Here is a 12,395-nt window from a genome sequence, read left to right as displayed (position 1 = left end):
CGGTCGGCACCAAGATGGGTCGTCGAGGAACCCTCGTGTGTCTGTCGTGATGACAGACGGTGGTGGGCCAGGTCGTGTCGACCTGGTCCCGTGTGTTAGGAGGTGATCCAGCCGCAGATTCCCCTACGGCTACCTTGTTACGACTTAAGCCCCCTTGCGAAGCCCAGATTCGACCACCGGATGGTGGCCTCATCCGGACCTCACTCGGGTGCTTTGACGGGCGGTGTGTGCAAGGAGCAGGGACGTATTCACCGCGCTCTTCTGAAGCGCGATTACTACCGAATCCAGCTTCATGAGGGCGGGTTTCAGCCCTCAATCCGAACTACGACCACGTTTAAGAGATTACCGTCCTCTTTCGGGGTTGGAACCCGTTGTCGTGGCCATTGTAGCCCGCGTGTAGCCCAGCTCATTCGGGGCATGCTGACCTACCGTTGCCCGTTCCTTCCTCCACGTTAGCCGTGGCGGTCTCCCTAATGTACCCAACTACCACAAGGGTATTGCTGGCAATTAGGGATGCGGGTCTCGCTCGTTGCCTGACTTAACAGGATGCCTCACGGTACGAGCTGACGGCGGCCATGCACCTCCTCTCTGCAGCTCGGGTAAGCCCATCAGACTGACCGTCGTTACTGCAGTCGGAGCTGGTGAGATGTCCGGCGTTGAGTCCAATTAAACCGCAGGCTCCTCCGGTTGTAGTGCTCCCCCGCCAATTCCTTTAAGTTTCATCCTTGCGGACGTACTTCCCAGGCGGCTCGCTTCACGTCTTCACTGCAGCACAGCACACACTCGTAGTGTGTGCCATACTTAGCGAGCATCGTTTACAGCTAGGACTACCCGGGTATCTAATCCGGTTCGTGACCCTAGCTTTCGTCCCTCACCGTCGGGTCCGTCTTCTCGAGGCGCTTTCGCCACCGGTGGTCCGTCCAGGATTACGGGATTTCACTCCTACCCCGGACGTACCCCTCGAGTCTTCCGGCCCCAAGCCAGCTGGTTTCCGCCGGACGCCCACGCGTTAAGCGCGTGGATTTCCCGACGGACCTGTCTGGCTGGCTACGGACGCTTTAGGCCCAATAATAGCGGCCATCACTTGGACTGCCGGTATTACCGCGGCGGCTGGCACCGGTCTTGCCCAGTCCTTATTCGTACACCACCTTACGGTGTACAAAAGCGAGGACTATATGCCCTCGCACTCGGAGTCCCCTTATCGCACTATCGTGCAGTGTAAAGTTTTCGCGCCTGCTGCGCCCCGTAGGGCCCGGAATCTTGTCTCAGATTCCGTCTCCAGGCTCTTGCTCTCACAACCTGTACCGATTATCGGCACGGTGGGCCGTTACCCCACCGTCTACCTAATCGGCCGCAGCCACATCCTATGGCGCCGGAGCGTTTCTAACTCTCGTCACTCCAGACTGAGAGTCGTATCCAGCATTAGCCTCAGTTTCCCGAGGTTATACTGGTCCGTAGGGTAGTTTGGCCACGTGTTACTGAGCTATCTGCCACGGGTCTAAACCCGTGCGACTAGCATGGCTAAAGCGGACTCCGATAGCAATGGCCTCCGGCAGGATCAACCGGAATGGTTGCCGAGCACAAGGCTCGGTGGGTTTCTGGCGGAGACACGCTATCGTGTCTATCTTCTATGGTCCGTTAGTTCGACGACCTCGTTCGTGTTGCCGACCGAGTGTCACCGAACTACCAGGGCTAACATCAGATCCCATCATATACGGCGGACCGCAGGGGTGGAATCCTCATTGGTGTGTGACTGTCGGACGAGTTGAACGCCCAACCATCACGTCGTATCTTCTTCGCATTACGGTTCAAGGAACCCATACTACTTAAGGGCACCGAACCGCGTTCGTCCTTCGGTGGGAAGACCCCCGAAGGCTCGTTCACACCCAATCCGAGTGCCCTTATACACTTAAGGGCATCGAATCGGAGGTGTTTCGCACCTCGCAAACCGCACGAGGGCGCTCACATCCAATCCAAGTACCCTGTTACACTTAAGGGCATCGGACTGCGTGCGTGGCGAACGTCCCGTGGCGCGGGACGCCGCGTACACCAATACGAAACCACCGGATAAGTTTAAGCCCGTCGAATCAATGTCGCATTGCGTGGTGTTTCCACCCGTGTAACCGTGACACGCTCGCAGGCCGACGGCTGACTCCAGTATTCTCGTGGAAAGAGGAGCATCAAGAAGACCAGACTCCTCACACGCGTGCGCGCAAAGTACAATAATATGTGCTTACCAAGGCCTGTCAAAACAGTCAAGCTCAGCAACTGGACCGACGGCAGACAGAGTGTACCGAAATGTCGCCCGGAACACTAACCTCCAGCGTCATCCGTGGCGGCGTGCCGAGTCTGCTGGCAAACCCTCGTGCCGGGCGGGTGCTGATGTCCAGCACCGAACTGCTGTCAGAGGAGCAACCTCGTAACTGTCGCGTACCCGGGTTCTCCGCGCTGTCATCGCTCCCGAGTGGGACTGCTCGGGCGGGGACTTGAGGTACGCGTTCGTAGGTAGACGCTCGCCGGGATTAAGCGTTTCCGACCGCGCGTCAGAGTCGGCTCGAATCCACGTCCACGTCGGCGGGTGTCACGAGGAGAAACTCTCGAAAGTGAACCAGACTCCCGCCGCGTTCTTTCACTCGCGGTACGAGGCCCTCGGCCAATTCCGATAGTTCACCTTCGACCGCGAGGACCAACACGTCTCCGCGGTCCACGATTTCGAACCACTCGCGTTCGTCCTTCGTCCCGTCGAGGGTTCCGAGGACGATACTCCGGTCGGTGTGGCCGTCGCCGCCGCCGCCGCTCTCCTCGATTTCCTGTTCGACCGTCTGGAGGTCGAGGTCGAAAGCTCGGCTCATACGCGCTCGCTCGCACTCCCTCGGCAAAGTCCTTGCCCCCGAGGCCCCTCCGGGGATGGCACATTTTAAATAAATGGCCGTAACCTTTTTCAAGAAGTTTTCTATTATCATCTTTTAGATAGATTCAACATCGTCGGGTGCCTTGACAAAAGTGGACATGGCACAGACGAAGGCAGACAGCAAGATAGCGACGTTCCTCGAAGACCACCCGCGGATGACCGGCGCGCTGTTCACGATGAGCATCCTCCTGATGCAGGCAGGAAACGTGGCGGCGAATGCGGCGTCGTCGAATAGTGGACCGTAGTTAGAACGTATCGGACGTAATCTGTCCACTCCAGTACAGCTTTCCGTCGTATTTGACTGGCATCGCTTCGCGGTCCAAGAAGTCGTCTAGTTCCTCCGCCGAGACCTCAAACGTATCGATAACGCCGGACGAGAGGTATCTAGTCTGTCCGTCTTTGAGAACGGGCATAGACATAGTACCCATTCCATAGCCCGAGACCGGATGCATGATAACGTCAACTGTGAAACTGCACTCTGCATCCCGGACAACCAACTCGATGGGAACGCCACTTTCGCTCTGACACAGCGCCAATCCGCCGTCGCCGACGGTCGAATACTGGTAGGCGGGCGCGATGGTATCCTTGACGATGGCCAGCGCGACCCGGAGCGGGAAGCCGCAGTTGAGGAGTCGCGCCAAAATCTGGCCGATTTCGGTGGCGACGCTGTTGGCGATTTCCGCGAGGGTGACGACGCCGCCGTAGCTTCCGGACTCGACCAGCGCCTCGCCCTGCGCGTAGGACCGGCAGGCGTTGAGGACGAACGCCTTCACGTTCACCTCCTCGAGCGTCCGGGCGTCGAGGTGGCCGTCCGGGCATCGCATCCCGTGGTCGTCCACGTGGCCGATGTAGTGAACGAAGTCCGCGGGGTGGGCAAGCAGGTCCCGGAGTTCGTCGGTTTCGAGTTCGTAGTGGACCGACACGTCGAACTGGAGGAGGTCGCGTAGCCCGTAGAACTCCTCGACAACGCCCTCCTCGCGCATGCGCTCGTCGTTGCAGACGACGTGAATCTCGATGTCGGTCTGTTCGGGGGCCGACCGCTCGACGCGCCGCCGGTAGGATTCGGCGGTGGCCTTGTTCGCGCCGACCGGGAACCCCTCGCCGACCCACGCGTGTTCGACCGTCTCGGCCGGTTCCGGGTTGAAAATCTCGCGCTGGGCGGGCGTGGCGGGGGCCGCGTCGGTCGTACTCCGGGTGAAGTCGTCTGCCGGCGCGTCGGACCCGCTTCGGAAGAACTCGTCGATGGGTTCGGGCGTCGGATTCACCGAGGCTGTAGTCGGTTCGCCGGGGCACCGGACAAGCGCGAGGTCGTTCGCCACGAAGGGAAGCACCTCGGCGTTGTCGGGGGTCGCCATCACGTCGGTCGTCAGGTTCCAGTCTGGCACGCACGCCTCGATGGTCTCGAAGGGGACCGAGAGGTAGGCTTCGAGGCGCTCGGCCAGCGACAGGTCGTAGAGGTCTGCGAAGTCCAACTCCACCGCGGCCTCGACCTGCTCGCGCTCGTGGAGGTCCACCTGATAGTAGCCCTCGGTCCGGGTCACGCAGTCCAGCAGGAATGATTGGCGCAGGACGCGCCCCACCGTCTCCTCGTACCCGAGCGGTCCGGCGAGGTCGTACTCGAATCCCGAGTCGGTGACGAGTCGCGGGCGGTCGCCGGGGACGACCTCTGCCCCGAGGTAGTACGCCAGCGAGGACGCCGGGTAGACGTACTCGTAATCGGCTGGGACCTCGATGCGGACGCCGGTCTCCGGTCGCTCGATGCCCTCGGGCGCGTCGAACTCGTCGCCGACCTCGATGAGGGGCGGATGGCCGCGAAGCGTCGGAAAACTCCGCTCGGGCGAGGTCGTCTTGAGCGCGGACCCGAGGAGCGAAATCGCTCGCATCGCACCCACCGGGTCGCCAGTCGTCGTAATCGTCCCGGCGGGTCGGTCGTGGAAGGAGCGCGCGCCGACCGCAATCTCGGTGGAGCGGTCGAACGCGATGGTGACGGTCGAGTCGTCGTGGCGCACGTCGAGGGCACCGTCCGCCGAGAGGTAGAGTTTCATCGGCGCGGTGCTGAGTTCGACGTTGTACGCGCCCGATTCCAGCGACCGGTCCACGTGGTCGGCGTTGTCGGCCACGAGGTCACCGGATTGTGTTCGGACGAGGACGTTGGCCAGTTTCGGGACGACGATGGCGCTGGTCTCGACCGTAATCGCCGAATCGACGGGAAAGTAAAACTGGTCGGCGCTCACGGGCGTCGGTTCGACGGCCGTGGGGGTGTACAACTCGAAGCGGGCGTTCTCGATGGGGTCTGCTATCTCGATGCCGGTGCGGTCAGAAGTTTCCGTGAACGTCGGGTCCATGAATCACCTCACAGGCGCACCCAGTCGGTCGTCTGTTCGTACTCCGGGACGTGCCAGCGCTGTTCGGTCGGGAGGCCGTCGCGCTTGCGGAGTTCGATTCGCGCGTCGAACAGCGGCGAGAGTCGGTCCACTATCTCGTCGTCGTCCGGTCGCGCGAGGTGGTAGTGGGCCATCCCGTGGACTCCCTGCACCATCGCCGACACAGACCGGACGAACCGCGCAATCGCGTCGGCGTCGTGTTCGTGGGCCAGACGACCGAGCGACGACACCGACAGGCGGAGTTCCGAGGGGTCGAGACCGTCCTCGGCGCGCTGGAAGTAGTCGATGGCGACGATTACCTCCTCGCGCAGATTGGTCAGCGCGTCCTTGTCGCCGTCGACGGTCGGAAACTCCACCTCGCCGCCCTGCGCGGCCTTCGGAATCGACCGTTGACACGTCTGCTGGTCGATTATCCACACGTCGGAGTCGTCGGAATCGACGCCCGTCGGTAGTCGCTCGGCGACGTTCCCGCGCCGAGAGTTGGCCAACGCGACGACTCGCTTGCGCTCGGCGTTCGGCGCGCCAAGCAGTGTTCGAGTCGCCTGCACGGTCACGTCCTTCGATACCGCACCGGTCACCAGTAGGTTGCAACCGTCGTGCTTGAACCGTTTCAACACCTCCTGAAACTCGTGGGTAGAGCAGTCCCCACGAAAGCTTGCCCGCTGGAGTGACATCTCGTCTCATACCACAGAGCCGGTGAAAATAAAATTTTGTATTCTTTCGGAACAGAACAAAATGGTCCGTTCCGGGAGACACGTGCCTAGTAACCAACTCGTTTTCTTCGCCCTCCATACAACGTGAACAGGTAGTCGGCGATTAAAAACATGGCGGCATGCCATATCATGCCAGTGGCCTAAAATCGGCGAAATCGGCGACTTCAGTCGTCGTCGTACTCGCGCTTGAACCCGCGGAACTCGGTCCGGTGAGCCTCCTCGTCGCTCAGAATTGTCACGGCGATGTCCTCAGTTACGGGGTCGTCGTCACCTGCCGCCTTGATAAGCGACCGGTAGGTCTCGATGGCGTCCTCCTCGGCGTCGAGGACGCCGTTGATGACCGACAGCACGTCGGTGGTGTCCTCGGGTGGCTGGAGGCTCTCTTGGCGGGCCTCGAAGTCGTAGGAGGCCGGCGGGCGCTCGTCGAGTTGCTTCAGGCGCTGGCCCAGCATCTCGGCGTGGTTGAGTTCCTCCTGAATGTCGGTTTCGAGGCTCTCTTTGACCTCCTCGGCGCTCACGCCGTCGAGGACGATGGAGTTGGTCAGGTAGTTCATCACCGTCTCGATTTCGTCGCTGTACGCCTTCTTCAGCAGGTCCGTGACCTCCTCGGATGTCATACGCCCTCTACTACGTCCGCCAGCCTTCTTACTGTTCTGGCAGTGACAGTCCCTCTCGGTCGATTTACCGAGGCGTCGAGCGCGACCGACCCCCGACCGAGCCGTTCGAAATTGGTGGCATCTCCTCGCCGAGAGACAACTATCTAATTCTAAAGAGGTTGGAAAAATTTGTGAAGCAATTTTCTTTGATTCCCTCAACGCCGCCGCCGGGTTCACCGCTACTCGGGGTCCGCGTCCCGCCTCCGCTCGCGCCCGAGGACGTTCCGCGTCTAGATTCGTAATATAAACGCAGATTAGAGCCGAGTAGAACACTACTCGGAATTCCGAATTTAAGGACCATTAAGGACCCTCCGACAGTCACAGGACGTTTCAGTCGGGCGATTTTCCCGATAGTGTAATTATTTATAACATATTGGCCGTCCGAACCGACCTGTCGCTACGGAACCTTTAAATAGCAGAAAGTGGCCAGCACGAGATACGATGTCTGACAACGACATGCACTCGTCCGATACCAGTCGGGCGGGTCGAGTTCTTCGACGGTACGCTGAGAACTAACACCGAATTCGAGTCCGCGCGGGTCTTCGACACGACCCTGCGCGACGGCGAACAGGCCCCCCGCACGTCCTTCTCCTACGACGAGAAGCGAGCAATCGCTGAGACCTTGGACCGGATGGGTACCCACGTCATCGAAGCAGGGTTCCCGGTCAACTCCGACGCCGAGTTCGAGGCCGTCAGCGACATCGCCGACAGCACCACCGCGACCACCTGCGGCCTCGCCAGAGTCGTGGACAAGGACGTGGAAGCCGCAATCGACGCCGGCGTCGAGATGGTCCACGTCTTCGCCTCGACCAGCGACGTGCAAATCGAGGACTCCATGCACGCCACCCGCGAGGAGGTCCTCGCCCGCTCGGTCGAAGCGGTCGAGCGCGTGAAGGAGGCGGGCGTCATCGCGATGTTCTCGCCGATGGACGCCACCCGGACCGACGACGAATACCTGAAAGAGGTGGTCCAAGCCGTCTCCGAGGTCGGCGTCGATTGGATAAACATCCCCGACACCTGTGGGGTCGCAACCCCGACCCGGTTCGGGGACCTCGTGGAGATGGTCGCGGACAACACCGACGCCAGAATCGACGTTCACACTCACGACGACTTCGGCATGGCCAGCGCCAACGCCGTCGCCGGGTTCGAGGCTGGGGCCGACCAAGCCCAAGTCTCCATCAACGGCATCGGCGAGCGAGCAGGCAACGCCGCCTACGAGGAGGTCGTGATGACGGTCGAATCGGTCTACGGCGTGGACACCGGTATCGACACCACCCACATCTCGGAAGCCTCCGCGATGGTCGAGGAGTACAGCGACGTGCCAGTCCCCGCGAACAAACCGATTACCGGCGACAACGCTTTCGCCCACGAATCCGGCATCCACGCCGCGGGCGTCATCGAGAACTCCGACACCTTCGAACCGGGCGTCATGACCCCCGAGATGGTCGGTGCCGAACGCGAGTTCGTGATGGGCAAGCACACCGGCACCCACTCGGTCCGCAAGCGACTGGAGGACCGCGGATTCACCCCGACCGACACCGAGGTCCGGAAGGTGACCCGCCGGGTCAAAGACTACGGCGCGGAGAAGAACCGCGTCACCGTCGCCGACCTCGAACGCTTCGCCCGCGAGGCCGGGGTCGCCCGCGACGAGAAAGACGCCGCCCGAGACGACAAGGAGGTCAGAGCCTGATGACCGCCCCCGAAGTCGCCTCCTCCGGCCAGCGGCGCGCGGCGCACTCCGGGGAAGATTCGGAGCGAGCGTCTCGCAGTTCGAGACGATTGCATGCACCCTGTAATATGCAAACTCTTGTCGTGAGGACTTGTACCGTGTCACAGCCCCGATTCCCGTGCAAAGGTTGCGACAGGGGAAAACGTTATTTCGGTCGGCGTTACTACGTTCCCAGTAACGATGCGACAGTCGAATCCCGCCGCGTGGACGCTCACCACGAGCGGTGCGACTGTCGAGCGCGTGATTATTGTAGGGGTCTAAGCCCCTACACTACCACTTTTCCCGACCGGTTCGCAACGCCGCCGACCTTCCAGTCGGACCCAAACTTCGCATCGACTTCGAACAGCCCAGCACGCGCTCGACAAATCGTGACACTAACTGACACGAAGCGAACAAGCTACGCACGGACTCGGAAGTATCGACCAACGACTGTATCGACCGACGACTGCTACGGGGGTGGCCGGACGTGAGTGAGTCCGCACCGCCGCGGTTCGAGGACGGCGAAGAAACCGAACCGGTAAATGGCGACCCGATTACCGGAGACGCCGACTCGGCCGCCAAAACCACTCGGACCGGCGCGCAGTCCGTGGTCGCCGCGCTCGAACGCGCCGGAGCGGAAACCCTGTTCGGCGTGCAGGGCGGGGCAATCATGCCGGTCTACGACGCGCTCTACGACTCTGACCTGCGCCACGTCACCATGGCTCACGAGCAGTCCGCGGCCCACGCCGCCGACGCCTACGGCATCGTCTCGGGAACGCCGGGGGTCTGTCTGGCCACGTCCGGACCGGGCGCGACAAACCTGACGACCGGCATCGCGGACGCCGACATGGACTCGGACCCGATGGTCGCGCTGACCGGGCAGGTCCCGACCGATTTCGTCGGAAGCGATGCGTTCCAAGAGACCGACACCACCGGTCTGACCGCGCCCATCACGAAGACCAACTACTTCGCCCAGCGCGCCGACACGGTGGGCGACACGGTGGGCGAGGCCTTCGCGCTCGCCGGGGAGGGCCGACCCGGCCCGACGCTGGTGGACCTCCCGAAGGACGTGACCAACGCCGAGACCGACGCCGAACCCAAAGACGCCACCACGCCCGACACCTACGACCCCCAGACCGAGGCCGACGACGAGGAGGTCCGGGCCGCGGCCCGAACCCTCGAACGAGCCAAGAAGCCGGTCATCTTGGCGGGCGGTGGCGTCGTCAAAGGCGAGGCCAGCGAACAACTCCGAGCGTTCGCCCGCGAGTACGGCATCCCGGTGGCCTCCTCGATGCCTGCGGTCGGGGCCTTCCCCGAGGACGACGACCTCGCCTTGGAGATGGTGGGGATGCACGGCACGGGCTACGCCAACATGGCGACGACCCACTGCGACGTGCTGTTCGCGGTCGGATGCCGGTTCGACGACCGACTGACCGGGGGCGTCGATACCTTCGCGCCCGAGGCCGAGGTGGTCCACGCCGACATCGACCCCGCGGAAATCAGCAAGAACGTCCACGCCGACGTGCCTCTCGTCGGGGACGCTGGCACGGTCATCTCGCAGGTCGGCGACGAGATGGAGCGCGCCCCGGACTGCGACGAGTGGCGCGACCAGTGCCAGCAGTGGAAAGACGAGTACCCGATGGACTACCGGACGCCCGACGACGAACCCCTCAAGCCCCAGTTCGTCGTGGAGGCGCTGGACGAGGCCACCGACGACGACGCCATCGTCACCACCGGAGTCGGCCAGCACCAGATGTGGGCGGTCCAGTACTGGACCTACACCGAACCCCGGACGTGGGTCTCCAGTCACGGATTGGGCACGATGGGCTACGGCCTGCCCGCCGCAATCGGCGCGAAGATGGCCGCACCCGACCGAGAGGTCGTCAGTTTCGAGGGCGACGGTTCGTTCCTGATGACGATTCAGGAGTTGGCCGTCGCGGTCCGGGAGAACTTAGACATCACCGTCGCGGTCCTCAACAACGAGTACATCGGGATGGTCCGCCAGTGGCAGGACGCCTTCTTCGACGGGCGGCGGGCGGCCTCCGACTACGACTGGTGCCCCGAGTTCGACAAACTGGCCGAGGCCTTCGGCGCGGAGGGGTTCGCCGTCTCGGACTACGACGAGGTGACCAGCACCGTCGAGTCGGCGATGGCCTACGACGGCCCCTCGGTCGTGGACTTCCGCATCGACCCCGCCGAGAATGTCTACCCGATGGTGCCCTCGGGCGGCGCAAACGGACAGTTCGCGCTGTCGGAGGACCAGTTATGAGTGACAGCGAGCGCGGAACCGGGGACGCCGGATTGCAGGGTCCGGCCCCCGACGAGCGTCCTCACCCCGAGGGCCGCCGGAACCGTCACGGCGAGCGAATCGAGTCCGTGACGGACGCCGAGCAGGACCCCCGGACCGGGGTGGTCTCAGCGCTGGTCGAACACGAACCCGGCGTGCTGGCGAAGGTCTCGGGTCTGTTCTCCCGGCGGCAGTTCAACATCGAGAGCCTGACCGTCGGGCCGACCACGGTGGACGGTCACGCGCGAATCACACTGGTTGTAGAGGAGACCGACTCGGGCATCGAGCAAGTCAAGAAACAGGTCGAAAAACTGGTCCCGGTCATCGCGGTGGGCGAGTTGGGCGACGACGCGGTGCAGGCCGAACTCGTCCTGCTGAAGGTCCGGGGCGAGGAGCCGGACAAAGTTCACGCCATCACCCAGATGTACGAGGGCCAGACCCTCGACGCCGGACCCCGGACCATCACGGTCCAGATTACCGGCGACCAGCAGAAGATAGACGACGCGGTGGACGCCTTCCGGCAGTTCGGCATCATCGAAATCGCCCGGACCGGCCAGACCGCCTTGGCGCGGGGCGACACTCCGACGACGCCCGGCGAATCGCCCGCGGCCTCCGCCGAGAGTACCGCCGACACCGAGACGACAGCAAACACCACGATAGCAACCGACGATGACTGACGAATTCGACACCACTGTATACTACGACGACGACGCGGACAGCACCCACATCGAGGACGAGACGGTCGCGGTCCTCGGCTACGGGAGCCAAGGCCACGCCCACGCCCAGAACCTCGCCGACAGCGGGGTGGACGTGATTGTGGGACTTCGGGACGGGTCCTCCTCGCGGGAGGCCGCCGAAGCCGACGGCCTCGACGTTGCGACCCCAAAAGCGGCCGCCAGCGAGGCCGACATCGTGTCGGTCCTCGTCCCCGATACGGTTCAGCCAGCGGTCTACGACGACATCCGGAGCGAGTTGGAGGCGGGCGACACCCTCCAGTTCGCTCACGGGTTCAACGTCCACTACGGCCAAATCGAACCGCCCGAGGACGTGGACGTGACCATGATAGCCCCCAAGTCGCCGGGCCACCTCGTCCGGCGCAACTACGAGAACAGCGAGGGCACGCCCGGCCTGCTGGCGGTGTATCAGGACGCCACGGGCGACGCCAAGCAGGAGGCGCTGGCCTACGGGAAGGCCATCGGTTGTACCCGAGCGGGCGTGGTCGAGACCACCTTCCGCGAGGAGACCGAGACCGACCTGTTCGGCGAGCAGGCCGTCCTCTGCGGCGGCGTCACCGAACTCATCAAGGCCGGCTACGAGACGCTGGTGGACGCGGGCTACAGCCCCGAGATGGCCTACTTCGAGTGCCTGAACGAGATGAAACTCATCGTGGACCTCATGTACGAGGGCGGGATGGGCGAGATGTGGGATTCGGTCTCGGACACCGCCGAGTACGGCGGGTTGACCCGCGGCGAGATGATTGTGGACGAGACTGCACGCGAGAACATGGAGGAGGTCCTCGAAGCGGTCCAGAACGGCGAGTTCGCCCGCGAGTGGATTACCGAGAATCAGGCCGGACGCCCGAGTTACCACCAGCGCCGGACCGCCGAGAAGAACCACGAAATCGAGGACGTCGGCGAGCGCCTGCGCGAGTTGTTCGCGTGGGCCGACGACGCCGACCAGACCGAGGAATCGAGCGACCAACAGACCACCGAGAAAGCGACAGCGGACGACTAACC

At 63.0% G+C, this 12,395-nt stretch carries 9 protein-coding genes and 1 rRNA gene; 5 read left to right on the top strand and 5 right to left on the bottom strand.

From position 1 onward, the window contains the following. Positions 1 to 97 precede the first annotated feature (97 nt). Together P2T57_RS04180 and P2T57_RS04175 are read right to left on the bottom strand one after the other, a co-directional pair. A 16S ribosomal RNA gene (locus P2T57_RS04180) occupies positions 98 to 1,569 on the bottom strand. A gap of 974 nt (positions 1,570 to 2,543) precedes the next feature. Continuing rightward, entirely contained in the window at positions 2,544 to 2,852 is a 309-nt protein-coding gene (locus P2T57_RS04175; protein WP_276301223.1) for a DUF5779 family protein, read from the bottom strand. A gap of 157 nt (positions 2,853 to 3,009) precedes the next feature. Between P2T57_RS04175 and P2T57_RS04170 the strand changes: the two genes are divergently transcribed. Beyond that, entirely contained in the window at positions 3,010 to 3,156 is a 147-nt protein-coding gene (locus tag P2T57_RS04170) for a DUF7503 family protein (protein WP_276301222.1), read from the top strand. On the opposite strand, the gene P2T57_RS04165 is transcribed toward P2T57_RS04170, so the two are convergent. The 3 genes from P2T57_RS04165 to P2T57_RS04155 all read right to left on the bottom strand — a co-directional run bounded on the left by P2T57_RS04165 (position 3,157) and on the right by P2T57_RS04155 (position 6,625). Then, the gene (locus P2T57_RS04165; protein WP_276301221.1) at positions 3,157 to 5,256 is read right to left on the bottom strand and encodes a hypothetical protein; all 2,100 of its coding nucleotides are present in this window, start codon (positions 5,254 to 5,256) and stop codon (positions 3,157 to 3,159) included. Positions 5,257 to 5,264: 8 nt separating this feature from the next. Continuing rightward, positions 5,265 to 5,969, bottom strand: a complete 705-nt coding sequence (locus P2T57_RS04160) for a DUF7504 family protein (RefSeq protein WP_276301220.1) — start codon at positions 5,967 to 5,969, stop codon at positions 5,265 to 5,267. A gap of 203 nt (positions 5,970 to 6,172) precedes the next feature. Next, entirely contained in the window at positions 6,173 to 6,625 is a 453-nt protein-coding gene (locus P2T57_RS04155) for a ferritin-like domain-containing protein (protein WP_276301219.1), read from the bottom strand. Between the two features lie 451 nt (positions 6,626 to 7,076). Here P2T57_RS04155 and P2T57_RS04150 point away from each other — a divergent pair, with 451 nt between their 5' ends. From P2T57_RS04150 to ilvC, 4 genes are all read left to right on the top strand, one after another. Further along, positions 7,077 to 8,354, top strand: coding sequence for a LeuA family protein (locus P2T57_RS04150; protein ID WP_420028522.1), 1,278 nt, complete (start codon positions 7,077 to 7,079; stop codon positions 8,352 to 8,354). A 505-nt stretch (positions 8,355 to 8,859) separates the two neighbouring features. Beyond that, positions 8,860 to 10,641, top strand: a complete 1,782-nt coding sequence (ilvB, locus tag P2T57_RS04145; RefSeq protein WP_420028512.1) for a biosynthetic-type acetolactate synthase large subunit — start codon at positions 8,860 to 8,862, stop codon at positions 10,639 to 10,641. Further along, positions 10,638 to 11,336: an acetolactate synthase small subunit gene (gene ilvN, locus P2T57_RS04140; protein WP_276301218.1), complete on the top strand. Its 699-nt coding sequence runs from the start codon at positions 10,638 to 10,640 to the stop codon at positions 11,334 to 11,336. Before ilvB ends, ilvN begins: the two co-directional genes overlap by 4 nt. Beyond that, positions 11,329 to 12,393, top strand: a complete 1,065-nt coding sequence (gene ilvC / locus P2T57_RS04135; RefSeq protein ID WP_276301217.1) for a ketol-acid reductoisomerase — start codon at positions 11,329 to 11,331, stop codon at positions 12,391 to 12,393. The genes ilvN and ilvC overlap by 8 nt, the downstream gene beginning before the upstream one ends. The last annotated feature ends 2 nt before the right edge of the window (positions 12,394 to 12,395 follow it).

The sequence above is a fragment of the Halorussus lipolyticus genome, assembly GCF_029338375.1.
GTDB lineage: Archaea > Halobacteriota > Halobacteria > Halobacteriales > Haladaptataceae > Halorussus > Halorussus lipolyticus.
Note: the sequence above shows the minus strand (reverse complement) of the source record. Positions and strands in the feature narration are given on the sequence as shown.